The following is a 26,176-nucleotide window of genomic DNA, read 5'->3' on the forward strand; positions in this document are numbered from 1 at the left end:
ATTATAACCACCAAAATATTTCTGTCATGAAAACCATTCATAAAATTATACTTCCCGTTTCATTGGGAGCTTTAGGGCTTATCGTTTTCAATTCATATTCTGTAAGAATTCCCAAGGGTGCTTCTGCGGTAAAGAATTTTGATCTTAAAAAATATCTTGGCAGATGGTATGAGATCGCCCGTTTTGATTACAGGTTCGAGAAAAATATGGATAATGTTACTGCAGAATATACAGAGAATCCGGATGGAACAGTTCAGGTCAGAAATAAAGGGTACGACTACATTAAAAAAGTATGGAATGAATCGATCGGGGAAGCAAAATTTGTAAAAGATCCGAAAGAGGCCCGTCTGAAAGTTTCATTTTTTAAACCAATATGGTCTGGTTATAACGTTATAGATATTGATGAAGACTATCAATATGCTCTGGTGGCAGGAAGCAGTTTAAAATATTTATGGATTCTTTCCCGTACCACTACTATTCCTGAAAGTATCCGCCAGCGTTTCCTTCAGAAGGCAAGAAAAGTTGGGTACAATACAGATGAACTGATTTGGATAAAACATAATCAATAGATAAGGTAAAAGGGTAAATTTTCGAAAAATTGATGACTTTCAGTGATTTGCAAATTTACCCTTTCGCTTTTTAGTCTTTAATATAGTCTTTCCATTCCTCAAAACGGTGATCAATAACCTGTTTCATCAGATCATAGTTTTCGTAGGTATCTTCAATGTGGTAGAAGGTTTCGTATTCATAGTCACTTTCTTCAGCTTTTGCATCGAAAATATTCACATAATCATCAGCAAATGAGCTGTATCTGTTTCCGAAATCGGTATCATCCGCATAATAATCCTTTGCAAAAAGATTTCCCAGCTCGTTCAGGTCATATTCAGAAAATTTTCCGTCGCAGGAATCCATAATGAATTCTGCACCAGTGATTTCTCTGCGCTTTAATTTTTCAATTTCCTCTTCACCATCTTCTTTCAGTTCATCAGAAATCAGATCATTCTGAATGCACCAGTTCAGGAACATTCCTGTATGCGTTGCTCCGTTTTTCTGAGGAAGTCCTTCAGGAAAATCACCACCATAATGCCATGAAGCATCATCATATTTAGACATAATTTGTATTGTAGTTTTAAATAAATTTCGTCAAAAATAAAAAAAATCAATTTATATTGCTGCAGCCACAGAATTTTCCGTCATTTGCATAGAATTTTTTTCAACAAAAAAGCATATGGAAAAAGCTGTTCTGATTACCATTGGTGATGAAATCCTTTCCGGAAACACGGTAGATACCAATTCTAATTTTATTGCTGCTGAACTTAAAAACATAGGAATAAAAGTTACTCAGATTCTTACAATCTCAGACGAAATTGAAACCATTAAAGAAGCATTGAATGTTGCTTTTGAGGCAGGTGACTTAGTCATTACAACGGGAGGGCTTGGGCCAACCAGGGATGACAAAACCAAAAAGGCACTTGCAGAGTATTTCAATGATGAAATTGCTTTGGATGAGGTAACATTCAACCACCTTAAAGGGTATATGGAGAGAAGAGGAAGGGCAGATATTCTCGAAAGAAACAGAGAGCAGGCTTTTGTCCCAACCAAATCCATTGTTTTTCAGAATCATTACGGAACGGCTCCATGCATGATGATGGAGCTGAATGGTAAACTGTCTTACAGCCTTCCTGGTGTTCCTTACGAGGTAAAACCGCTTATCAAAGACCAGATTATTCCTTATTTACAGGAAAGATTCAAACTTCATTATATCCATACCAGGATTGTTTCCGTAGTGGGAATTCCTGAGAGTATCCTTGCAGACAAAATTGAAGACTGGGAACTGGCACTTCCGGAAAATATTGCGCTGTCTTACCTTCCGGTAGGAACCCGTGTAAAGCTTCGTCTGACGGCTTCCGGTGATAATGAAGAACAGCTGAAACAAATCACTGAGGAAGAAATTCAGAAATTACTTCCTTTAGTAGAAGGTCATGTAATTGCTGTATCTGAGGATAAAATCGAGAATATTCTGGCAGAAATGCTTACCGAAAGAAATCTCACCATTTCCACGGCAGAAAGCTGTACCGGAGGTGAACTGGCAAAAATGATCACTTCAGTCTCCGGCAGTTCAAAATATTTCCATGGCGGAATAGTACCTTATGCCACTGAAAAGAAGATTAAAATTTTAAATGTTTCTAAAGAGACCGTAGATCAGTTTACGGTGGTAAGTGAAGAAGTAGCTCAGGAAATGGCAAAAGGCTGCCAGGAATTATTTGAAACCCATATTTCACTTTCTACAACTGGTGTGGCCGGCCCTGGAAAAGGAGAAGACGGGAAAGATATCGGAACAGTGTATTATACGATAAGGATTAATGACAAAGCAGAAACATTTAAATTATACATGCCGCATCTGGAAAGAGTAGACTTTATGAATTTCGTTTCACAAAAGGTGATTCAGGATCTTGTAAGCCTTCTTGTAAACAGTTAGATACATTTCTATTTTTTAATTTTTTTTTAATTAATTTTAATAGAGTTTTTCACACTTTTTGAGAATCATTCAATAAATTTCAAAAATCGTGGAAAATTCCAAACAGATCTTTCAGACCAACAGCAAGAAACGCTGGAAAAGTGTACAGTGGGGAAGCCGTATTTTTATCTTTGTAGGAATATTGCTTTTGCTTGCTTTGGGGCTGATGATGACCCTGGACAGAAGTCCTAAAATTCCTTTTAAAGAAGATTATAAAGCCGTAATTACTGCCAATAAACCTTATCTTCAGGAAAATAAAATTTCCAAAGAGTATAAAGGTTTCAGAAGCTTTATTTCGGAAAAAACAATCCATACCAATCTCGACAAAATTCAGAAGGCGAGGGAAGAAAGATATAAAAATCAGAACAGAAACTGGGCTCAGTTTCCTGGGGGAATCCGGTCTGCATTCTATGTAGCATGGGATCCTCAGTCTCTGATGTCCCTGAAACGAAATATCAGACACGTTAATCTGGTTTTCCCGGAATGGTTTTTCCTTGATCCCAAAACTGGTGATCTGAAAACCAATGTGGATCCGGAAGGATACAAAGTGATTAAAAGAACAGGAGTTGCCGCAATGCCGATGCTAAGTAACAACTCTAATCAGGAATTCCATTCAGAAGGATTGGTAAAAGTTCTTAATGATCCTCAGAAAAGAACCCATCTGATCCAAAAAATTACCCAACAGTGTAAAAAATACCATTTCAAAGGAATCAATATTGACTTTGAGGATATGAACCTGAATTCTGATGAAAACCTGATTGCCTTTATGAAAGAGCTTTCAGAAACTTTCAAAAAGAATCAGCTGCTGGTGACGATGGATATCATGACGGACAACGATGATTATAACATACCAAGATTAAATCCTTATGTAGATTACTTTGTATTGATGGCTTACGATGAATATTCTGCCGGAAGTGATGCCGGACCGGTTTCTTCTCAAAAATGGATCGAAGAACAGACCGGAAAAATCGTAAAACAAACTTCTCCGCAAAAAATTATTTTGGGTCTTGGTGCTTATGGCTACGACTGGAGCTCCAATAAAGATGATAATACGTCTGTAACTTATATGCAGGCGATTACCAAAGCCAGTGCCAGTAAAGCGGTCATTGATTTTAATGATAATACGTTTAATTTAAATTATTCTTATACAGATTCTAAAAACCTCACCCACACCGTATTTTTCAATGATGCGGCTTCTATTTTCAATACAATGCGTTTCTCCTCAGAATATCCATTGGCAGGAACAGCACTTTGGAGACTGGGAAGTGAAGACAGCAGAGTCTGGAATTTTTATGATAAAGACCTTACGTTTGCCGGCCTTTCCAAACTGAATCTGAAAACCCTGGAAAATGTAAAAGGGCAGACCATGGTAGATTATATCGGAGACGGAGAAGTACTGGATGTTCTGAATACTCCTCATGACGGAAAAATTGCACTGGAAATTGATCCGAAGGAAAAAATAATTACAGACGAAAACTACATCACTTATCCAAGTTCTTACGAAGTGAAAAAATATGGAGGCGCTCCCCAAAAAGAACTGGTGCTGACTTTTGATGATGGTCCGGACGAAACGTATACTCCGCAGATATTGGATGTACTTTCCAAATATCATGTTCCGGCAGCATTCTTTTTGGTAGGATTAAATGCAGAAAAGAATCTTCCGCTTGTTAAACGGATTTACCGTGAAGGACATGAGATCGGAAACCACACCTTCACCCATGAAAATGTAGCAAAAGTAAGCCCTGAAAGAGCTTTACTGGAACTGAAGCTGACGAGATTACTGATAGAATGTGTAACAGGACACAGTACAATCCTGTTCAGAGCTCCGTACAATGCCGATTCTGAGCCCACAACTTCAGAAGAGATCATTCCGGTAGCATTGGCAAGACAGCAGAACTATCTTGATATCGGGGAAAATATTGACCCTGAAGACTGGCAGCCGGGAATAAAAGCAGATGAAATTGTAAAACGTGTAATGGCCGGGCTTAAACAAGAGAGAGGAAATATCATTCTTCTTCACGATGCCGGCGGAGATACCAGAGAAGAAACGGTGAAAGCTTTAAAAATTTTGATCCCTACACTTCAGAAACAAGGCTATCATTTTACAAACCTGACCAGTATTCTGCATAAAACCAGAAGCGAACTGATGCCTGAAGTTCCGAAAACAAAGTCATACTATATCATGCAGCTCAACCTTGTACTGGCCACTGTAATTTATGGAATAAGTCATTTTCTGGTGGCATTGTTTACCATTTTTATTGTATTGGGATTGATAAGACTATTGCTGATGGCATACTGGGCTTTTAAAGAAAGAAAAAAAGAGAAAAAACTTGGTGAATTTCCAGTCTTGGAATCTTATCCTAAAGTTTCCATTATTGTACCTGCTTATAATGAAGAAGTGAATATTGTTTCTTCCCTGCAGAATCTGTTAAAGCAGACCTATCCGAATTTTGACATTATTATGGTAGATGACGGAAGTAAGGATTCCACTTATGAAAAGGTATCAGAAGCATTCCCTGATCATCCGAAACTGAAAATCTTCACCAAAACAAATGGTGGAAAAGCTACAGCCTTAAACTTCGGAATAGCACAGACGGATGCAGAATATGTAGTGTGTATTGATGCAGATACCAAACTGCAGCAGGATGCCGTAAAATATCTGGTTGCGAGATTTTTAAATTCAGATCCGGAAGAAAAAATTGCAGCCGTAGCAGGAAATGTGAAAGTTGGAAACAGAGTCAACTGGCTTACCAGATGGCAGGCTATAGAATATACAACGAGTCAGAATTTTGACAGGCTGGCATATGCAAACATCAATGCGATTACCGTAATTCCGGGTGCTATTGGTGCATTCAAAAGAGCTGTAATTATTGAGGCTGGTGGCTATTCATCAGATACCTTAGCTGAAGATTGTGATATTACCGTGAAAATTTTAAAAGCAGGATATACAGTCGCCAATGAAAACAGAGCGGTTGCCGTTACTGAAGCTCCGGAAACGGCGAACCAGTTTTTAAAACAGCGTTTCCGCTGGACCTATGGAATCATGCAGATGTTCTGGAAGCAGAGACAGACTTTCCTTAACCCCAAATATAAAGGATTGGGACTTTGGGCAATGCCGAATATTTTATTATTCCAATATATTATTCCATTTTTCTCACCGCTGGCAGATGTGATTATGTTTTTTGGAATTCTGTCCGGAAACGGAGATAAAATATTCACCTATTATCTGATCTTTCTTTTGGTGGATGCTTCATTAGCTTTAGTAGCATTCATTATGCAGCGCGAAAAATTAATCAATCTGCTGTATATTATTCCACAGAGATTCGGGTATAGATGGCTGATGTATATTGTTTTGTTTAAAAGTTTAAGAAAAGCACTGAAGGGCGAAATGCAGTCCTGGGGATTTCTGAAAAGAACCGGGAATGTAAAAGAGATAGCAGCTTCTTAAGAAGCCGGAAAGCCGGAGAATGAGGCTGGAAGTTATTGTACGATTTTTATAACTTCCAGCTTCCTCCTCCCAGCTTCCATTTTTTATAAATTTTTATAATGCTGTAATGTTATTTATTTAAATTTGTTTTCATAAAAAGTAACAAATACGAAATAAATCATACATATTCTAAAAATTGTTATCATAATGAAAAAAATAACGCTTTCTTTGTTTTTAATAGCAGGGATCTGCACTCAGACGACTATGAGCGCACAAGCTAAAGCTGCTAAAGTAGCAGTGAACAACACAGATAAAGGTTTAGACCTTAGCTTGATGGACACTTCTGTGCGTCCTCAGGATGATTTTTACAACTACGTGAGTGGAACCTGGATGAAAACTGCCAAAATTCCATCAGATAAACCAACTTGGGGAAGCTTCAACAAACTGGCTGAGGATACGGATAACAATTCCATGACCATCCTGAACTCTCTTCTGAAAGATAAATTTGCTGACGGAAGTGAAGGTAAAAAAATCCAGGATCTGTATGCTACTTACATGAACATGGAGAAGAGAAATGCAGACGGAATCAAACCTATCCAACAAAATCTGAATAAGATTGATGCTATTAAAAACATGGCTGATCTTCAGAACTACCTTACTTCTGTAACGAAAGAAGGGGAGAACGTTTTCTACGGATGGGGTGTAGATGCAGACCTTAAAGATTCTAAAATGAATGCCGTTTACTTAGGAAATCCTTCTTTAGGTTTAGGAAGAGATTACTATCAGAAAGTAAACGAAAAAAATACAGAAGCTATTGCTGAATATCAGAAATATGTAGCTTCAATGCTAAAAGAATTAGGGTACAAAAATGCTGATGAAGCAGCAAAAGGTATCGTAAATTATGAAAAAAGCATCGCACAGACTTATCTGACCAACGAGCAGAGCCGTGATAACACGCTTCAGTACAATCCTAAGACGATGACGGAGCTTTCTGCTTTGGTAAAAAATGTTGATCTTCCTGGTTACCTTAAAAAAGTAGGAGTAAATACAGATAAAGTAATTATCAGTGAATTGGGATTCTATAAAGACTTCGATAAATTAGTGAATGCTCAGAATCTTACTGTGATTAAAGATTATCTGAAATTCCACATGATCCACGGAAGTGCTTCTTATTTAAGTGAAAACTTAGGAAATATGAAGTTTGCTTTCTATGGTAAATACCTTAGAGGACAGCAGGAACAAAGAGCTCTTAACAAGAGAGGATTTGAGCTGATCAACGGTTCTTTGGGTGAAGCTTTCGGAAAATTATATGTTGAGAAATATTTCCCCGCTGAAGCTAAAGCTCAGATGGTAGAATTGATTGACTATTTAAAGAAAAGCTTTGCAGTTCATATCAATAACTTAGCTTGGATGTCTTCAACAACTAAGGAAAAAGCAATGGAGAAACTGAACAAGTTCACGGTAAAAGTTGCTTATCCTGACAAATGGAAAGACTATTCAAAATTAAATATCATTTCTGAAGCAAAAGGTGGAAACCTGTATAAAAACCTTCAGAACATCGGAGAATGGCAATACAATAAAGATTTAGCTAAAATCGGTAAGCCAGTGGATAAAACAGAATGGGGAATGACTCCACAGACTGTAAATGCATATTACAACCCGGTAAACAACGAGATTGTATTCCCTGCTGCAATCCTTCAGCCGCCATTCTTCAATCCTAAAGCTGATGCTGCTGTAAACTTCGGAGGTATTGGTGCCGTTATCGGTCACGAAATGAGCCACGGATTTGATGATTCAGGGGCGCAGTTTGATGCAGACGGTAACCTGGTAGACTGGTGGACTCCGGAAGATAAAGCTAACTTCGAAAAAGCAACAAAAGCTCTTGCTTCTCAATATGACAAATATGAGCCTGTAAAAGGAACTTTTGTAAACGGTACTTTCACAAACGGTGAAAATATCGCTGACTTAGGAGGAGTAAACATTGCTTACGACGCTCTTCAGATGTACTTAAAAGATAAAGGAAATCCAGGGAAAATCAGTGGATTCTCTCAGGATCAGAGATTCTTCCTAAGCTGGGCAACGGTTTGGAGAACATTATCCAGTGAGAAATATATGGTAAATCAGGTGAAAACTGACCCGCACTCTCCGGGATATTTCAGAAGTTTTGGTCCGCTTATCAACGTTGACGCTTTCTACAAAGCATTCGATGTGAAAAAAGGAGACAAGCTTTACAAAGCTCCGGAAGAAAGAATCAAAATCTGGTAACAATAACAACCGCTCAGCAATGGGCGGTTTTGTTTTTTTGGGAGTAGGGACTAGGTGGCAGATAGTAGGTAATAGGGATTAGGTGATAGGGATTAGGGAAAATAGGTAATAAGTAATGGGATTGCGAGACGGAATTGAAGGGATAATAGTTATAAAAACGGCTTCCATCATTCCCCTCCCTCGGAGGGGTGGCGAAAATTCAAAGAATTTTTGACGGGGTGGTCTCTACCCATTAACTTCAAATCTCAAATCTCAAATCTCAAATCTCAAACCAGAATTATATCATTAAAGTTTGTATATTTGATAAGTTTGTGTAAAATCAAAAATAATCTTTAATGAAAAAGCTAAATATTGGAATACTTGCCCTTTCAGGTATTGTATTTCTTAATTCGTGTGGTGCAGCAAAGACTGCAGGGACAGAGAATAAAACAGAAGCTACGGCAAAAGTGGCTGAACCGGTAAAAGAAGAAGCAAAAGAAGAGGGAATCAATTTATCGTATATGGATACCAGTGTCCGCCCGCAGGATGACTTTTTTAGCTATGTGAACGGAAATTGGGTGAAAACTACTCAGATTCCTTCCGACAAAGCAAACTGGGGGTCTTTCAATGCGTTGAGAGAAAATGTGGATGATGCTTCATTAGATATATTAAACAAAATACTTACAGAATCATATCCTGCCGGATCTGAAGGGCAGAAAATTCAGAATCTGTATGCTTCTTTTATGGATACCAATAAGAGAAATGCTGAAGGTCTGTCACCTATCAAGGTTGATCTTGCTAAAGTAGACGCTATTAAAAGCCTGGGTGATCTTCAGAAATATCTTTTGGAGGCTACAAGATTGGGAGACAACTCTTTCTATGGATGGAGAGTGGGTGCTGATATGAAGAATTCCAATATGAATGCAGTATATCTTGGTGGCCCGGATTTAGGTTTAGGAAGAGATTATTATCAGAAAGTAAATGATGCAAATACTAAAACATTAGCTGAATATCAGACTTACGTTGGAAAACTATTCGGAGTTTTAGGATACAAAAATTCTACTCAGGCTGCACAGAATGTAGTAGACTTTGAAAAGCAGCTTGCCAACTACTTATTGACGCTTGAACAGAACAGAGATGCCAATTTAAGATACAACCCTAAAAATGTATCAGAATTATCAGGACTTGTGAAAAATGTTGACCTTGCAAAATACCTTAAAGATGCAGGCGTAAATACAGACAGAGTGATCATCGGAGAACTGAAATATTACCAGAATATGGATCAGTTCATTACTCAGAAAAACCTTCCTTTATTGAAAGACTATCTGAAATATCACATTATCAATGGAAATGCAAGCAATCTGGATGACAATCTGGAACAGATCAGATTCGATTTCTATGCGAAATACTTACAGGGGCAGAAAGAACAGCGTCCGATGAACAAAAGAGGGCTTACCCTTGTAAATGGCGTTCTTGGAGAAGCTTTCGGGAAGCTGTATGTAGACAAATACTTTACTCCTGAAGCGAAAAAGCAGATGGAAACGTATATTGATTACCTTTTAAAATCATTCAAATCCCACATCGCAAACATAGACTGGATGTCTCCTGAAACCAAAGTAAAAGCTCAGGAAAAATTATCCAAGTTTACCGTGAAAATTGCCTATCCGGATAAATGGAAAGACTATACTCAGTTAAAAGTAGAATCTCCAAAAGAAGGTGCTACTCTATATTCTAACCTTCAGAATGTAGCAGCATGGCAATATCAGAGAAGCTTAGATAAAGTAGGAAAGCCTGTTGACAAAACAGAATGGGGAATGTCTCCACAAACGGTAAATGCATACTACAGCGGATCAAATAACGAAATTGTATTCCCTGCAGCTATTCTTCAGCCGCCTTTCTACAACCCTAAAGCTGATGCAGCAGTGAATTTCGGAGGAATCGGAGCTGTTATCGGTCACGAAATTTCTCACGGATTTGATGACAGCGGTTCCCGTTTCGATGGTGATGGTAACCTTAACAACTGGTGGACAGATGCAGACCGTAAAAACTTTGATGCAAAAGTAGGTCAGCTGGCAGCTCAGTATAGTGCTTATGAACCTGTAAAAGGAAGCTTTGTCAATGGTAAATTTACAAGTGGAGAAAATATTGGTGACTTAGGTGGAGTAGCTGTGGCTTACGATGCCCTTCAGATGTATTTAAAAGACAAAGGAAACCCGGGGAAGATCAGCGGATTTACTCAGGATCAGAGATTCTTTATGAGCTGGGCAACCGTTTGGAGAACAAAAGCTACCGATCAGTATATGATTAATCAGGTGAAAACAGACCCACACTCTCCGGGAATGTTCAGAGCTTTCGGGCCACTGGTCAACCAGGATTCATTTATCAAAGCATTTGATATCAAACAAGGGGACAAACTATATAAAGCTCCTCAGGACAGAATAAAAATCTGGTAATTTTACCTTAAAAATTGTTAGAAAAGAAAGAATCCGTCTCAATGTAGGCGGATTCTCTTTTTTTAATATTCTTTCTTATAATTCCGGAGCACAAACTTTATTCCGGTTTCTATAATGTCTCCCATGCTTTTACAGTACTTGAAATTGACATCATAAGTGAGTTTTTGTAAAGCAGTCTTTAGTTCTGTAACATTGGCTTCCGGTGCAATATTGTCTTTTTTCATAATAGAAATAAGTTCATCAAATCTGTTTTGGCTGCTCGTTACTCTTTTTACGATTTGTGAACGTACTTCTTTGCGGTATTGCTCTATAGAACTAGGTTTCAGCTTTTCCAGTACCATATTGACCATTTGGCTGTTTTCCTTGAAATACTGCGGAAGATAGACTTTCAGATTTCCCTCATAAGACTGCTGGTCAAAATCAATGGGACGGATTCTGTAAATAACCTGGTCAAAATCATGTATTGGAATCACAACATAATTATAAGATCTCATGTCACCAAGAAGCCCGATAAGACAGCGCTCATTGAATTTTACAAATTCCTTGGAAATCTGCGCCTTTTCCAGTTCTGTACAGTTGAACATATGTTTCTGAATAAAAACATCCCCGGGAATTCCCAAAATATGTTCTTCAATCAAAGTATTTTTGTAAACCAGAAAATTAATCCGGTTGGGAGAAAGCAGGTCCTCAAGTTCCAGCCCGAATATTCGGGATGCATCCGCCTGTTTAATATAAAAATAAGTATAATTATCATTAAGGATATTTCTCACCCGAACCCGGAAAGGTTTAGAATTCCCGAAAGTACAAAAGTCAATGGTGTCCACTTTCAGATAAGGTAAAGTAGCGATGTCTCCATCAGAATGAAGCAAGGTGTAAATCTTATTTAAATTAGCCTCTATTTCTTTAAACTCAAATTCAGGATATAATACCCCAAGCCACAAAGTATCTTTTCCGTCTTTATCCAGAATGCTCACACTGTCACTGAACCTTAGCAGATCTTCATACAGAAACTTGATCTTGGTAGTTCTGTTATATTTTTCCAGATACTGCTGTAATGCTTCTGAAACTGGAAATATGGGTTTTCTGAACGCTATTTTTACATCTTTCATGACACTGTTCACTTTGATTAAATATAAAGATTTTTTTTTTGTAATAATTGAGGAATCCTTATTTTAACATTCATTGGATACTTTTGTATAAAAATAAAGCGGACAAAATTTTATTTATTTTTTCTTGAATTTTTTTATTTATTTTTTCATAGCTTAGTGATATCGTAATATGGTGATTTTATGTTGAATAAATGTAGATAAATTTAGATGATCCAAGAAAAATCTTAGTAAAATTTTTTATGTTACAGTTTTTTTTTAAATTTAAACACTGGATTGGTAATTTATTTGATTCATCTGTAAATTACTCAAAGACAGATCCAAACCAGAATAAGAAATCTCAAAATAACAATAATATGGCAATGTTTAATTATGGTGTTGGCGGAAACGAAGTAAAAGTAGACGCTAATGAAGCTATTCAGGAAATACAGGAAAATAAATCACTGATAGTAAGCCAGCTTACAACAGAAGAGTCTTATACTCCTGAAATCGTAACAGGATTAAAAACAGTGGAAGACGTTTTCAAACATTTTCAGCCTTCAATATCGGTACAACACGAAACAGAAGACGGAGGAGTGGTAGAAGAAGAATTCCGTTTTCAAAACCTTGGAGACTTTACCCCTAAAAGCCTTACTCAGAAGTCAGATTATCTGCAGCAGCTGAGCATGGAGCAGGAGCAGTACAATAAAATAGTACGTCAGCTGAAAACAAACAAAATTCTACGCAATATGCTGGAGAACGATCAGACAAGAGCAGCGTTCGTAGAGGTATTGAAAGAAGTGGCACAAGAACTTGAAAAATAATTAAAGACTTACATTAAATCATGGATAGCAAATTACAGGCACAAGAAAGCCAGCAGCAGGGTCAGCAGCAGCACTCGGGACAACCGAAAGGCAACCCGCTTGCAGAGCTCAATAAAATGGGAGGATTTGGCTTTGTTGAATCCGTTGTAGACGGTATTGCCAATATGAACCCAACAAGAAAGGCAAGAAAAGAAATCTTCCTGAATGACAGCAATAAAGCAGACGAAAGAAAAGAACTTCTTCAGAAGATCAATCTTTGGGTAAACCTTTTAGAAGGTAGCGAATCTGCAGATAAGATGGCCGATACATGCAAGAGTAAAGCACAACAGGCCGACCAAAACCTAAAAACAAACTTAAAAAATACACTGGATGCCGTTCGTATGTTGGAAACCAACTACAGAACAGTAGCTCAATTCTACAAAAACACAGAATTGGATAAAGTGGATAACGTAAGTATCGTAAATGCAAGCCTTGAACAGGTTTCCGATCTGGATAACCCTTTGTTTATTGATGCAATATCAGAAGAATTCAAAAATTATTACGACCGTCTTGACCTTAGAGATAACTATTCAATCCTTGCAATCCCAGGATATTTAGGATCCAATAAGGTCATCGAGAAATGGGCAAAAATCTGTAACGAAAATAAAGTAATGATGGTTACAGACTTCGCCAACCTTGATAAGCCGGATGACGTAGTAGATTTATTCCATTCTGCGAACCTTACCGGAGGAGAACTTCACAGAAGTAACGTTATTATGACGTGTAACTGGCTGGTAGGACGTGGTAAAGCTGAAGAAGTAGGGGAAGAAGAAAACGTAGAACTTCCACCTTCCACTTCATTGGCAGGAAAGATTCATAAAACCCTTATGTCTCAGGTAGCAGCAGGTAAAAAACATGGTAACATCAACGAAGTAGACGCTGTAAAATTCGAATTGAAGAAAAGTGAAATTTCTCAGTTGGAAAAAATGGGTCTTGTACCAATGGTAAACGAGTACGGAAAAATTATGGCCTTCTCAGCGAAGACCTTATTTACAGGAGACAATATCGGTCTTCAGACGTATTCCGTAGTTCGTGTATTCGATTACGTAACCAAAGTACTTCTGGACTTCCTGAACAGAAGAGCTTTCGAAAACTGGAATGCTAAAAACGAGGACGATTTGAGAAGACAGATCGTAACTTTCCTTGATAATATCAAAGGACCGGACAAATTGATTGAAAAATTCAAAATTGTTCGTTTCGAGCAGGATAGAGTAAACAAAGACAGAGTGTGGCTGGATATCCGTATGACGCCTTATTTCCCTACAAAAAGTTTCGTTATTAAACTTGACGGACACAAGGGAGATGATGGTAACGAATGGGATGCAGAATATACTCAGGAGTAACATCAACGTACTTTAGATAACAAAAACCGATGCAATTTTACATCGGTTTTTTTTCAACCAACACCTATGAAATTTAATATGAATAAGAAACTTATCATTGGTTTGCCCGCTATATTGATGGTGCTTTTGATAAGCTGTGAGAAAAAATACCAAAGCCCCGGCCAATACGAAAATGATCTTTTTGCAGACGAGCATCAGGAAGGAAAGGCATACATCATGAACAAAGATGAATGTTTTAATGGCAGTGAACTTGTCATTGCAAGTTCAGACGTAAAGCTGACAGACAGTTCAAAAGGCCGTGGAAAATCATTCTACCTTTACAAAGTAAGATCTGGAAAAGTATTAAAAACGGTAAGAGATTCCACCGTAGAAATGCCTATGTTATTTCTATCCCAATATAAATTAAAAATAAAAAATACAGATTCCATGTATGTTTACCTGAAGAATCTGGAAGGATACCGCTTTTTAAAGAAAGACAGAAACCTTAATTATCAGTGGTTAAAAGCTGCTCCCGTATATTCTGTGAAAGCTGATAAATAAATTTTATCTTTGCAGATACAAAATGTTTTGACTCCGCAATGCATAAGACAGTAAATAACATTCGTTTATTGAAAACGGTTGGTATTAGCAATGTCATACTGAGCGAAGTCGAAGTATCTCATAAAAGCAAAACAAAAATTTTTGAAGAAGGATAGCGGAAATTCAGATTTTCTACACATTGGCAGCAAAATTCTGGGATGGTATAGCAATAATGCGAGAGATTTGCCTTTCAGACAGACAAAAGATCCCTACAAAATCTGGATCTGTGAAATTGTATTTCAGCAGACAAGGATCAATCAGGGATTGAATCATTATAATAATTTCATTAAAAGGTTTCCGGACGTAAAAACGTTGGCTGAAGCTGAAGAAAATGAAGTGCTGTTGTATTGGAAGGGATTAGGCTATTATTCCAGAGCGATCAATATCCATAAAGCTGCCCGGCAGATCATGAATGATTATCAGGGCGTCTTTCCTGAACAATACGAAGAAATTTTAAAACTTAAAGGAGTCGGGAAATATACAGCAGCAGCCGTTTCAAGCATATGTTTTGGTGGGAAAATGCCCGCTGTAGACGGGAATTTTTACCGTGTCCTAAGCCGCCTTTTTGCCGATGATTTTGATATTTCTAACTCAAGAGCTTTTACCTATTTTTCTGAGCTGGCTGCTTTGGTGATGCCGGAAAATGTGGGTGATTTCAACCAGGCGATGATGGATATAGGTTCAGAAATCTGTAAACCTAAAAATCCACTTTGCACAGATTGTCCCATCAATGAAGATTGTCTGGCATTTGCTATGCAGAAAATTTCAGATTATCCTGTAAAAACAAAGAAAGTAAAGGCAGAAGATCTTGCTTTGACCTATTATTTTGTTCACAGAAACGGTCAGTTTCTGATCCGTCAGAGAGCAGATGATTTTATATGGAAGAAGTTATTTGAGTTTCCTGCAGCTATTTCTTCGGATATGGAACCATTTATTACAGGCTCAAAAACGGTTGCTCATAAACTTACTCATAAGAATTTAAGCATTGAAATATTGAATGTTGAGGTTACTTCACAAAAGATATGGAATGATTTTATCGCTGAAAATCAATACCTGATTACAGATGTTGAAGGCTCTCACGAAAAATCGTTTCCGAAGCCTTTGGAAAATTACATTCAAAACTCTCTGAAAGACTGAAATTTGTCTTCTTAAATCTGAAATCTAATTTGTACTTTTGCAAAATGATTAAAAAAGTCATTTTTATTTTTGTATCACTGCTTTTAATTTCATGTGGAAAAGACCCTTCACCAAAACCTTATGGAGAACTGCGTCTTGAATATCCTTCACCGAAATACCAAAAGTTTGAAAACGATTGTGCCTATACCTTTGAGTACTCGGACTTTGCTTCTATTGCACCGGCTAAAAAACCTTGCTGGTTCTATGTGAATTACCCTAAAATGAAAGCAAAGCTTTTCGTTACCTATTACCCTATACAAAATGACTTTGCAGACCATATTAAAGAAGCTGAAAAAATGGTATATGAGCATACCATCAAAGCCAGTTCTATAGATACAAAATCCTTTGAATATCCTGAAAAGAAAGTATACGGGAACTTCTATGAGCTGAAAGGGCAGAGTGCTTCCAACCTTCAGTTTTACATTACAGACAGTACGAAACACTTCGTTACTGCTTACTTATACTTTAATACGAGACCGAAACCGGATTCTCTGGCGCCTGCAGTGAACTATATCAAAAATGATATGAAACACATGCTGGACACTTTTGAATGGAAAAAATAATTACTTTTAATATACATTGAAAAATATATGAAACTTTTAGTTGTAGGAAGTGTTGCATTTGATGCAATTGAAACACCATTTGGTAAAACGGACAAAATTTTGGGAGGTGCAGCCACTTATATCGGAATCACTTCATCAATTTTAGGCGTTAAATCCGGAATTGTTTCTGTAGTAGGAGGAGACTTTCCACAAGAACATCTTGATATGTTCACAGACAGAGATGTAAATATCGAAGGAATTGAAATCGTAAAAGAAGGAAAAACTTTCTTCTGGTCTGGAAAATACCACAATGATCTGAACACAAGAGATACTCTGGCTACAGAAGTAAATGTACTGGAGAATTTTGATCCGAAAATCCCGGATTCTATGCAGGATGCCGAAATTTTGTTACTTGGAAACCTACACCCTGGAGTTCAGTTATCCGTACTTGAAAAAATGAACAACCGTCCGAAACTGGTTATCCTTGATACCATGAACTTCTGGATGGATTCTGCATGGGATATCTTAATGGATATGATTGCGAAAACAGACGTAATTACGATCAATGACGAAGAAGCAAGACAGCTTTCAGGGGAATATTCTCTGGTAAAAGCAGCTAAAAAGATTCATACAATGGGACCTGAGTATGTGATCATCAAAAAAGGAGAGCACGGAGCTTTGCTTTTCCATGATAATAAAGTATTTGCTATTCCTGCACTTCCGTTAGAAGATGTTTTCGATCCAACAGGAGCTGGAGATACTTTCGCAGGAGGTTTTGCAGCTTATCTTGCTAAAAAAGAGAAAATAGATTTCGATACCATGAAATCCGCTCTTATCGTAGGATCTGCCATGGCTTCATTCACTGTAGAGAAGTTTGGAACAGAAAGAATAGAGGAGGTAAGTGAAGCTGATATGTTCAGCAGATTGAGACAATTTAAAGAATTAACCACTTTTGATGTTGAACTGCAGTAAATAAGTCTTTTTAAGAAATATTTATAATAAAAAATTGAGTGAAATTCGTTAAGAATTCTAAATTTGCAACTTGTTAAAATAGTAAAATGACAAATAAACTAAAAATCACTTTTCTTCTTGGGGTTTTCATCATGATATTCTCTTCAAATATGATGAATGCCCAGCTAAAACAAGGAGATTTGGTGGATGGTATTGCAGCTGTTATCGGGGATGAGATTGTTTTGGAATCTGATGTACTTGAGCAAATGAATTATGGGAAACAGCAGGGAGCTGCCAACACAGATAAATGTGAGTTCCTGGAAAACCTTATCAGCAACAAGCTTCTTGTATATGAAGCAAAAAAAGATACCTTAATTGAAAACCGTTCTGCAGCAATCAAAGAACAGGCTAACGCAAAATACCGTCAGTTGCTTTCTCAATTTCCGGATGAAAAAACATTGCTTGCCGCTTATAAGTTCAGAAACGCTTATGAGATGAAAAATGCTATCGAAAAGATAGATACTGACCAGTATTACGGACAGGCAAAATACCAGAGAGTTACTGATAAAGCAGACGTAACTCCAAATGAGGTAACTGACTTCTACAATATGTATAAATCACAGCTGCCACAGGTAAAAGATGAAGTTACTTTAGCTCAGATTATGATCTATCCTACCTTAACGGAAGCACACAAACAAGAGCTTATCAACAGATTGAAAAAGATCAAGCAGGATATTCTTGGAGGGGAAACTTTCGAGAGCCAGGCCAGAATTTATTCTGAAGATGAAGGATCGGCTGCTAACGGAGGATTATATAAAAATATCAATAAAGGGCAGATGGTGAAGCCATTTGAGGCTGCTGCACTGAACCTTCAGGAAAATGAAATTTCAGATCCTATTGAATCAGAATTCGGATTCCACATTATCCAACTGCTGAAAAGATCAGGTAAAGTGTATGACGCAAGACATATCCTTTTAAAAGCTGTACCTACTGATGATGAGCTTAAAACTGCAAAAGCAAAACTAGACAGTATCAGAGGTCTTATCGTGAATGGTAAAATGACATTTAAAGATGCTGCTTTTAAATTCTCGGATGATAAAAGAACAAAATTCAATGCAGGGGTAATTCCCGGAGCAGATGGTTCTGATAAAATTGAAAGAGAAAGTATTCCGGGAACAATCAGCTACGAATTGGCAGGATTGAACAAAGGAGACATTACTACAGCTTTTGAAGATGAAGAAAACAAAAGAAAGCAGATCAAGATCATTAAAATTGAAGATGTGATTCCTTCTCACCAGATTACACTGGAAACTGACTTCAGCAGAATCAAGCAGATGGCACTGAATAAAAAGAAAAGTGAAATGGTTGAAAAGTTTGTCAACTCTAAGTTACCGACAACTTTTATCTCTATTGACGGACGTTACGACAATTGTAGCTTTAAGTCTAACTGGAAGAAACAATCCATAGCAAAATAAAATGAAAACCTTCAGAACTTCTGAAGGTTTTTTTTTTGATCATTTTAAGGCTTTTAAAATGAAATTGACTATTTGCTTTTCTATATTAGAATAGAAGTATTTACTATAAAAATTATGAATATGGACTATGCTTTTTACCTTAGAAAATTTCAATCGGCCATATCCGGAATTCCTGAAGAAAAATTTAAAAATAACGGTCTGAAACTGTCTTTAGGTATAATTTTAGAATCTGTTGCCCTTAAAGTTTATAAACCGGAATGGTCCGGAGATTTTTTATCACCTTTAGATGCCGAAGGACGGATTTTCTTTTCCGTTTGGGTAAAATGATAAGACCATCCGGGAAAATAAGATTTATTATAACATTCATGCCCTTAAATTGAGAGCTTTGAAAGGTTATAAAATACCCGCCAGAGATTTTGCACAGATCTTTAGAGAAGAATTTTTAAAACACCGGAAAGACTGGCCAAATGTAAGTGTAGATTATGGCCCACTAACATTGATGCAGGGTTGGATAGAATTAAATATAGATGATATAGAAAAGAATATTCATGAACTTGCTCAGAATTTTTTCAAAATAAGTTTTATAATTGACAGCATTTTAGAGCGGTACAAAAAATAATAATGTAAGGCTCTGAAAACCGTTGTTTTTAGTATTTTTACACATGAGCAATTTTATAGATTTTAACGCTGCAAAAAAACTTCATGATATGGTGGCTACCCAAAATAGAATTTCAACCCTTTTTACTATTAAATATCCCATTATCCAGGCAGGTATGATCTGGCATTCCGGATGGAGGCTCGCTTCTGCGGTTTCCAATTGTGGTGGATTGGGCTTAATTGGAGCAGGAAGTATGTATCCTGATATCCTGAGAGAAAATATCCAGAAATGCAAAAAGGCTACAGATAAACCTTTCGGGGTAAATGTACCGATGTTATACCCTAATATTGAAGAAATCATTCAGATCATTCTTGAAGAAGGAGTGAAGATTGTATTTACATCAGCGGGTAATCCGAAAACTTATACGGAAACCCTTCAGAAAGAAGGAATAAAAGTAGCGCACGTAGTTTCCTCTACCAAATTTGCAGTAAAATGTGAAGATGCAGGAGTAGATGCTATTGTTGCAGAAGGTTTTGAAGCAGGCGGCCACAACGGAAGAGATGAAACAACAACATTCTGTCTGATTCCGAATGTGAAAAAACATATTTCTAAGCCGTTAATTGCTGCAGGAGGAATTGCTTTAGGTTCACAGATCAAAGCGGCAATGATACTTGGGGCAGATGGCGTACAGATCGGATCCCGTTTTGCTGCCACTACAGAAGCCAGTGCCCATGAAAACTGGAAAAAGAAAATCACAGAACTGCAGGAAGGAGATACCCATCTTACCTTGAAGGAGTTGGCACCTGTAAGAATGGTTAAAAATAAATTTTTCAGTGAGCTGGAAGATATCTATCAGATCGGAAGAAATAAAGATGCCTTGGTTGCCTCATTGGGAAGAGCCAGAGCAAAACGTGGAATGTTTGAAGGAGATATGGAAGATGGAGAACTGGAAATTGGCCAGGTTTCTGCACTGATTGACGAAGTTCTTCCGGTAGAAACTGTTTTCAATCATCTGTTAAAAGAATTTGAAGAAACAAAAATGCCAACTTTTTAAATATAATTTATTCAATGGAGAGAAGAATAATTGATGTAAAGGGTAAAAAATTATATATAGAACACAACAGCCAGTTTAAAGACAGACCTACCATTATTTTTCTGCATGATTCATTAGGTTCCGTGCAGCTTTGGAGAGATTTTCCGGCCAGATTATCCGAAACCACACAATGCAACACTCTGGCATATGACCGTCTGGGCTATGGAAAATCAGATCCGATGCCTACTCATGAAAGACCGGTAAATTATATGGAGCTGGAAGCAGATATACTGAACAGTTTACTTACTGAAATGAACATTGATAATGCAATTATTTTCGGGCACAGCGATGGAGGAACAATAGCCTTAATTACAGCTGCCAAATACCCTGAAAGAGTAAAAGCTGTTATCTGTGAAGCAGGACATATATTTGTGGAAGACGTCACTTTAAAAGGAGTATATGATGCCTGGGACGCTTACAAAACAACCAATCTTCCCGAACGTTTACAGAAATACCATGGGGATAAAGTAGAAATGCTTTTCAAGGCCTGGACTGAAACCTGGACACGTGAAGACTACAGAACCTGGAATATTGAATATCTGTTGAAAAATATCGTAGCTCCATTATTATTTATACAGGGAGAAGCCGATGAATACGGAACATTGGATCAGGTTGAAAAAACTGTATCTCAGGTAAATGGTTATGCTGAAAAATATATTATTCCTAATATCGGGCATACACCGCATAAAGAAGTTCCTGAACTAGTGTTGGACAAAGCTGCATCGTTTATCAGAGAAAATTTTTAATCAGAAATTTTCTGCACAATATAAAATAAGGCACCTTTCAATGGGTGTCTTATTAATTTAAAAAGGGAAAAATTAAATAATATCCTTTTCAATTACAGCAGTCGGAGTTCTCCAGTAATATTTTCTTTTGCCTGAGCTTCGTATTTCTGCTTAAAATAATCCGTTTTAAAGATGCTTTCGAGTTCCAGAAAATGCTTGAGTACTTTTTTTCGTCCAGGTTTATAAAGAAAATCAGGATAAATGGAATACTCCTTTCTTATATTCTGAGTGTACTTCAAATAGGTTTTAAAATCTTTTCCCAATACAGAAAGATCAGCATCTAAAAGATAATTGGTATCTTCATGATCAGATCGTTGATGAGATTTTGTTGCTAGGATCTGCTCTGCAATTATTGAAATCTTATTTTTATCTAAATAAAGTTCGGCAAGTCTTTTCTCAGCTTTGGCAGCACTTTTCTCTTCATTAGTTTTGGAAGTTGCATCGTAGATAATGTCATGGTAAAATACTGAAAAAGAAATAGCTGTAAAATCTGAGATATTACTTTTCACCATTTCAAGTTCATTGAACATGTTTTCAATATGAAGAAGATTGTGATAATGTCTCCCTTTTTCAGAATATTTAGTTTCAATCTCCTTCCAAAGACTGTTAATCAACTGCTCATCTTCTGTAAACAAAGAACAAAGCTGGTCAAACTGATTTTTCAGATTCATAGAAATAAAGGGATAAAAAAAGGAACTTTTAAAAAGTTCCCTGATTTGCTTCCAGAACAGCCTTCAGCTCAGCCCAGCCTCCACCGTTATAACCATCCTTTAATCCTTGAGCATTAAGATATTCCAATGCCTTTCCGCTTCTGTTCCCGCTTCTGCAGAATAAGATTACCGGCTTTTCAATAGATAGAATCTCATCCTGTCTATCTTCTACTTCACCAAGAGGAATATTCTTAGCACCATCTATATTACCGTCCATTTCAAGCTCCATTGGCTCACGAACGTCTATTAATTCATAGTTTCCGGATTGTATTACTTCTATTAAAGACATAGTTGTTGGGTTTAAACATTAAATTAGAAACGAAATTACGCAATTTTTTTTTGAAAAAAATCCTAATTAAAACATAATTTTTTAGAAAAGAAGCAGGATAGGAACAGGAGTTAAGAGGAAGCTCCACAGAAATCAGAAGATTGATAAAATAATCTTAATTTTGCAGTGTGAAATTATGAATGCAGGCGCTGAAAAATATTCCCAACTGATCAAGTCCAAAGCAAAAAGTTTTGGATTCCAGAGTTGTGGCATTTCTAAAGCTGATTTTTTGGAAGAAGATGCTCCTCATCTTGAAAAATGGCTGAAGAACAATTATAACGGCGAAATGAAGTACATGGAAAATCATTTCGACAAAAGACTTGATCCCCGACTTTTGGTTGAGGGCTCCAAATCTGTTATTTCACTTTCATACAACTACTTTCCCGAGGAAAAAATTTCAATTTTAGAAAATTATAAAATATCAAAATATGCGTATGCAGAAGATTATCATGAAGTAATCAAAGAGATTCTCCGGGAAATGGTTGCAGAGCTGCAGGAAGAAATAGGGGAGTTCGGATTCCGCGTTTTTGTAGATTCTGCCCCCATTATGGAAAGAAGCTGGGCTAGAAAATCAGGAATTGGCTGGGTTGGAAAAAATGCAAACCTCATTACCAAGCAAAACGGCTCTTTTTATTTTCTGGCTGAAATTATCTGTGATTTAGAATTGATTGCAGATCATGCAACTACAGACCACTGCGGAAGCTGCAGAAAATGTATTGATGCATGTCCTACAGATGCTATTGTTTCTGAGAAAATTATTGACGGAAGCCGTTGTATTTCCTATGCAACCATTGAGCTCAAAAATGAAATTCCGGACTATTTTAAAGATAAAATGGAAGACTGGATGTTCGGCTGTGATATCTGCCAGGACGTCTGCCCATGGAACCGTTTCTCAGCACCCAACAAACAAAGCCGTTTCCAGCCCAATGAAGCCTTGAAAAATTTCAAAAAAGGAGAATGGAAAGAAATTACTCAGGAAATTTTCTCAGAAATTTTCAGAAAGTCCCCCGTGAAAAGGACCAAATTTGCAGGTCTGAAGAGAAATATTGAGTTTTTGCAGAAGTCTTCTGACTGATTTTTCCCCGGACTTTCGGTGACAATCCCCCCCTTCGGAATTTTTTAAAGTTCCAAACCAGAGCTGATAACCGACCATTCCTTAAATTTTTGGCTTTAAGGAGGTAAAGATTTATATCAATAAGTTACGTGAAAAACCTTTCCTATAAAGAAAAATTGATTTTCAGGAGATCAGAATCTCACCGAAAATCAACGTTTTTTTTGTATTCTTTTAGGAGCAGTTTTTACTCTTACTTTAAACCTTTTTTGGGATTTGATAGTTTTACGCATATTTGTGAATATTTCGTAACTAAATATAGCTAATTTTTCGATTAAAACAAATACTTTTACTAAAAAATAAAGATTAAATTTTATTAAAACATGACTGTGAAAACTATATTAATGTATCTTCTGAAAGTGGTAGGAATTATTTTAGGAATTGTAGTGATTTATGTAATTCTCGGATTGCTGATTCCCTATATTCCGGTTTCGGCTAAAGATGATGGACAGAAGAAAGAAATTCCGATTTATATTTATACCAACGGAGTGCATACAGATATAGTAATGCCTGTAAAAAATGATCTGAAGGACTGGAGCCTGAAAATTCCTTTCGCCAATACAAAATCAAAAAAAACAGATTATCAGTATATCGGAATAGGCTGGGGTGACAAAGGATTCTATCTTGATACGCCTACCTGGGCTGACCTGAAGTTTTCAACCGCTGTGAAAGCTGCATTCTGGTTAAGCGATTCTGCTATGCACTGTACTTATTATAATACCATGAAAGAAGGTGACGATTGTAAAATGATCATGATCAGCAGAAGCCAGTATGAAAATCTGGTGAAATTTGTTGAAGATAAGTTTGACAGAGACCAGAACGGTAACTTCATACTGATTCCTACAAACGCTGTATATGGTGATAATGATGCTTTTTATGACGCAAAAGGTACCTACAGCTTTCTTTATACATGCAATACATGGTCGAATAATGCTTTAAAGGCTGCAGGTCAGAAAGCGGCCCTTTGGACTCCGTCAGATTTCGGAATTTTCCAGCATTATAAATAGTTTATGAAGAGGATTTATCTGTTTTTCATCACTCTCTGGTTATGTTCATGTTCTCAGGAGAAAAAAAACAGTATCGTGCATACTGCTGAAATACCTGCTGTGGCTGAAAAGAGACCTGCTGCTGACCCTTCCAGGACAAAAATAAAAGCTGAGGAAGCATTGAGGTTCTGTAATTCAAAGGCTCTTAATAATGATTTCTGTATCCTTATCGATATGAGCCTCCATTCCGGGGTGAACCGCTTTTTTGTCTGGGATTTTAAAAATAATAAAATCTCAAAAAAATATCTGGTTGGTCATGGCTGTGGTCCCAATTCTTGGAGTAAAGATGATTCTAAAGCAAATCCGGGATTCAGTAATGAGGACGGAAGCCACCTTTCATCCTTAGGAAAATATAAGCTTAAAGGAAGAGGGTATAGCGACTGGGGAATCAACATAAAATACCTGATGCACGGCCTTGAAGAAACAAACAGTAATGCTTTAAAAAGATTTATTGTCTTTCATTCCTGGGAAATGATGAGTGATAATGAAGTCTTTCCAAAAGGATCACCTGAAGGATGGGGCTGTCCTACCGTTTCCAACAATGCTATGAAGGAAATTGATCCGATGATTCAATCCTCAAAGAAGCCCGTTCTGATGTGGATATATAATTAAATCTTTGTTATACATTTGTTTCGTAACCTTCATGTAAATTGATTCCGTCTTATGAAACATACGCTTTTCCGCGAACAACAGCTCAATTGTGATGTAGAAACCGCCTGGAAATTCTTCTCTTCGGCCAATAATCTTTCAGAAATTACCCCGAAAGACATGGGCTTTATTGTATTGACGGAAATGGAAGATGATGAAATCTATGAAGGAATGCTCATCGACTATTACGTTTCACCATTGTTTGGTATTAAAATGAAATGGCAGACAGAGATCATCCACGTCGATTTTCAAAAAAGCTTTATTGATTTCCAGAAAAAAGGTCCCTACAAACTTTGGAATCACCACCATGAATTTATTCCTAATGAAGAAGGTGTTATGATGAGAGATACCATAGATTATGAACTCCCGATGGGTTTTTTAGGAGAAATTGCCCATCGCCTTTTCGTTAAAAAGAAACTGGAACATATCTTTGATTACCGTTTTCGGGTTTTGAGTAAATTGTTTTAACTATTCAGTCTCAGTTATTCAATAGGAACGGGTTATAATCCTGAGCTTAGACGAAGGAAGTCCGTTTAAAAATGATAATCGAAATTCCATTGGCTTTAGCCAAAACTTAAAACCATTAATAATCAAATATACTAGATTTCTTCTTTTTATTCTTATTCTGAACTTTAGAGGTTGGATTCCTACGGAATGACAAAACAGACTACTTAGTGTATGCGTGTATTTATCATTCCGTAGGAATCCAAATATGAATTAATAGAATTATTCATCCATTGTTTAAGTTTTTTTAACAATTCAATGACTATATTTCCCAGCAGAAATCACTATTTTTGCAGCATTATCGTTTTTACTAAAAAACTAATGTGTTCTAATTGACATGGCAGGTCTGAGGTCATTTTTCTTATTTTATATCATGCTGGTTTTTACCCTTTTCAATTCGAATTGGGCAGAAAAATCGTTGCAGAATGTTCCTCACGTTCCCCATGTAACCAATATTTATCTTCTGGATGTTTACGAAGAGGCAGATATGAATACGCATGCATTGCCTGCTGCTGCCAAAATTGTAAAACATTCCGTCAAAAAAAATGATCCTGCAATTGCAGATTTTTCAGGAATTTTAAAAGTTATTCCGAAAATCACCCTTCCGGAGATTGCTGTATCTACTATTTGTGGAGTTAAATCTTTTCTCCATCTCCTCCAGTTATACTAAGTTTAAGTTATTGAAAATCAAATTATT

At 36.9% G+C, this 26,176-nt stretch carries 25 protein-coding genes; 21 read left to right on the forward strand and 4 right to left on the reverse strand.

The window, feature by feature from the left end; all coding sequences use genetic code 11:
* The first annotated feature begins 26 nt into the window (after window positions 1-26).
* A complete protein-coding gene (locus DYR29_RS21155; protein ID WP_213278402.1) occupies window positions 27-569 on the forward strand; it encodes a lipocalin family protein in 543 nt (180 codons plus the stop codon).
* A 70-nt stretch (window positions 570-639) separates the two neighbouring features.
* On the opposite strand, the gene DYR29_RS21160 is transcribed toward DYR29_RS21155, so the two are convergent.
* Window positions 640-1,113, reverse strand: coding sequence for a hypothetical protein (locus tag DYR29_RS21160; protein ID WP_213278403.1), 474 nt, complete (start codon window positions 1,111-1,113; stop codon window positions 640-642).
* 115 nt (window positions 1,114-1,228) lie between these two features.
* Here DYR29_RS21160 and DYR29_RS21165 point away from each other — a divergent pair, with 115 nt between their 5' ends.
* From DYR29_RS21165 to DYR29_RS21180, 4 genes are all read left to right on the forward strand, one after another.
* A complete protein-coding gene (locus tag DYR29_RS21165; RefSeq protein ID WP_213278404.1) occupies window positions 1,229-2,479 on the forward strand; it encodes a CinA family nicotinamide mononucleotide deamidase-related protein in 1,251 nt (416 codons plus the stop codon).
* Between the two features lie 88 nt (window positions 2,480-2,567).
* Window positions 2,568-5,966, forward strand: coding sequence for a polysaccharide deacetylase family protein (locus DYR29_RS21170; RefSeq protein ID WP_213278405.1), 3,399 nt, complete (start codon window positions 2,568-2,570; stop codon window positions 5,964-5,966).
* A 186-nt stretch (window positions 5,967-6,152) separates the two neighbouring features.
* Window positions 6,153-8,210 (forward strand): M13 family metallopeptidase, encoded by a 2,058-nt coding sequence (locus DYR29_RS21175; RefSeq protein ID WP_213278406.1) that lies wholly within the window; start codon window positions 6,153-6,155, stop codon window positions 8,208-8,210.
* 335 nt (window positions 8,211-8,545) lie between these two features.
* Window positions 8,546-10,642, forward strand: coding sequence for a M13 family metallopeptidase (locus DYR29_RS21180; RefSeq protein WP_213278407.1), 2,097 nt, complete (start codon window positions 8,546-8,548; stop codon window positions 10,640-10,642).
* Window positions 10,643-10,704: 62 nt separating this feature from the next.
* On the opposite strand, the gene DYR29_RS21185 is transcribed toward DYR29_RS21180, so the two are convergent.
* Window positions 10,705-11,751 carry a hypothetical protein gene (locus tag DYR29_RS21185; protein ID WP_047420436.1) on the reverse strand — a complete coding sequence of 349 codons (1,047 nt, stop codon included), beginning with the start codon at window positions 11,749-11,751 and terminating at the stop codon, window positions 10,705-10,707.
* A 353-nt stretch (window positions 11,752-12,104) separates the two neighbouring features.
* Here DYR29_RS21185 and DYR29_RS21190 point away from each other — a divergent pair, with 353 nt between their 5' ends.
* The 11 genes from DYR29_RS21190 to DYR29_RS21240 all read left to right on the forward strand — a co-directional run bounded on the left by DYR29_RS21190 (window position 12,105) and on the right by DYR29_RS21240 (window position 21,093).
* Window positions 12,105-12,551, forward strand: a complete 447-nt coding sequence (locus DYR29_RS21190) for a type VI secretion system contractile sheath small subunit (RefSeq protein WP_047420541.1) — start codon at window positions 12,105-12,107, stop codon at window positions 12,549-12,551.
* Between the two features lie 20 nt (window positions 12,552-12,571).
* Window positions 12,572-13,933 (forward strand): DUF5458 family protein, encoded by a 1,362-nt coding sequence (locus DYR29_RS21195; RefSeq protein WP_047420438.1) that lies wholly within the window; start codon window positions 12,572-12,574, stop codon window positions 13,931-13,933.
* Window positions 13,934-14,011: 78 nt separating this feature from the next.
* A complete protein-coding gene (locus DYR29_RS21200; protein ID WP_249413555.1) occupies window positions 14,012-14,473 on the forward strand; it encodes a hypothetical protein in 462 nt (153 codons plus the stop codon).
* Window positions 14,474-14,614: 141 nt separating this feature from the next.
* Window positions 14,615-15,649 (forward strand): A/G-specific adenine glycosylase, encoded by a 1,035-nt coding sequence (gene mutY / locus DYR29_RS21205; RefSeq protein ID WP_213278409.1) that lies wholly within the window; start codon window positions 14,615-14,617, stop codon window positions 15,647-15,649.
* A 44-nt stretch (window positions 15,650-15,693) separates the two neighbouring features.
* Window positions 15,694-16,251, forward strand: a complete 558-nt coding sequence (gene gldD, locus DYR29_RS21210; RefSeq protein ID WP_213278410.1) for a gliding motility lipoprotein GldD — start codon at window positions 15,694-15,696, stop codon at window positions 16,249-16,251.
* A gap of 27 nt (window positions 16,252-16,278) precedes the next feature.
* A complete protein-coding gene (locus DYR29_RS21215; protein WP_142718965.1) occupies window positions 16,279-17,202 on the forward strand; it encodes a PfkB family carbohydrate kinase in 924 nt (307 codons plus the stop codon).
* A gap of 86 nt (window positions 17,203-17,288) precedes the next feature.
* Window positions 17,289-18,656 (forward strand): peptidylprolyl isomerase, encoded by a 1,368-nt coding sequence (locus DYR29_RS21220; RefSeq protein ID WP_213278411.1) that lies wholly within the window; start codon window positions 17,289-17,291, stop codon window positions 18,654-18,656.
* 120 nt (window positions 18,657-18,776) lie between these two features.
* Window positions 18,777-18,983 (forward strand): hypothetical protein, encoded by a 207-nt coding sequence (locus DYR29_RS21225; protein WP_213278412.1) that lies wholly within the window; start codon window positions 18,777-18,779, stop codon window positions 18,981-18,983.
* A gap of 58 nt (window positions 18,984-19,041) precedes the next feature.
* Window positions 19,042-19,275, forward strand: a complete 234-nt coding sequence (locus DYR29_RS21230) for a hypothetical protein (protein WP_213278413.1) — start codon at window positions 19,042-19,044, stop codon at window positions 19,273-19,275.
* Window positions 19,276-19,318: 43 nt separating this feature from the next.
* Window positions 19,319-20,308 carry an NAD(P)H-dependent flavin oxidoreductase gene (locus DYR29_RS21235; RefSeq protein ID WP_249413556.1) on the forward strand — a complete coding sequence of 330 codons (990 nt, stop codon included), beginning with the start codon at window positions 19,319-19,321 and terminating at the stop codon, window positions 20,306-20,308.
* A 14-nt stretch (window positions 20,309-20,322) separates the two neighbouring features.
* Entirely contained in the window at window positions 20,323-21,093 is a 771-nt protein-coding gene (locus tag DYR29_RS21240) for an alpha/beta fold hydrolase (protein WP_213278414.1), read from the forward strand.
* A gap of 92 nt (window positions 21,094-21,185) precedes the next feature.
* On the opposite strand, the gene DYR29_RS21245 is transcribed toward DYR29_RS21240, so the two are convergent.
* A complete protein-coding gene (locus DYR29_RS21245; protein ID WP_213278415.1) occupies window positions 21,186-21,803 on the reverse strand; it encodes an HD domain-containing protein in 618 nt (205 codons plus the stop codon).
* Window positions 21,804-21,831: 28 nt separating this feature from the next.
* On the reverse strand, window positions 21,832-22,131 hold the full coding sequence (locus tag DYR29_RS21250) for a rhodanese-like domain-containing protein (protein WP_213278416.1): 300 nt from the start codon (window positions 22,129-22,131) through the stop codon (window positions 21,832-21,834).
* 175 nt (window positions 22,132-22,306) lie between these two features.
* On the opposite strand from DYR29_RS21250, the gene queG reads away from it, so the two are divergent.
* The 5 genes from queG to DYR29_RS21275 all read left to right on the forward strand — a co-directional run bounded on the left by queG (window position 22,307) and on the right by DYR29_RS21275 (window position 26,149).
* Entirely contained in the window at window positions 22,307-23,245 is a 939-nt protein-coding gene (queG, locus tag DYR29_RS21255; RefSeq protein WP_213278417.1) for a tRNA epoxyqueuosine(34) reductase QueG, read from the forward strand.
* Between the two features lie 359 nt (window positions 23,246-23,604).
* The gene (locus DYR29_RS21260) at window positions 23,605-24,288 is read left to right on the forward strand and encodes a TIGR02117 family protein (protein ID WP_213278418.1); all 684 of its coding nucleotides are present in this window, start codon (window positions 23,605-23,607) and stop codon (window positions 24,286-24,288) included.
* A gap of 3 nt (window positions 24,289-24,291) precedes the next feature.
* A complete protein-coding gene (locus DYR29_RS21265) occupies window positions 24,292-24,939 on the forward strand; it encodes a murein L,D-transpeptidase catalytic domain-containing protein (RefSeq protein WP_213278419.1) in 648 nt (215 codons plus the stop codon).
* Between the two features lie 51 nt (window positions 24,940-24,990).
* On the forward strand, window positions 24,991-25,443 hold the full coding sequence (locus tag DYR29_RS21270) for an SRPBCC family protein (RefSeq protein WP_213278420.1): 453 nt from the start codon (window positions 24,991-24,993) through the stop codon (window positions 25,441-25,443).
* Between the two features lie 373 nt (window positions 25,444-25,816).
* The gene (locus tag DYR29_RS21275; RefSeq protein ID WP_213278421.1) at window positions 25,817-26,149 is read left to right on the forward strand and encodes a hypothetical protein; all 333 of its coding nucleotides are present in this window, start codon (window positions 25,817-25,819) and stop codon (window positions 26,147-26,149) included.
* Window positions 26,150-26,176 lie beyond the last annotated feature (27 nt).

This window comes from Chryseobacterium indologenes, from assembly GCF_018362995.1.
GTDB lineage: Bacteria > Bacteroidota > Bacteroidia > Flavobacteriales > Weeksellaceae > Chryseobacterium > Chryseobacterium indologenes_G.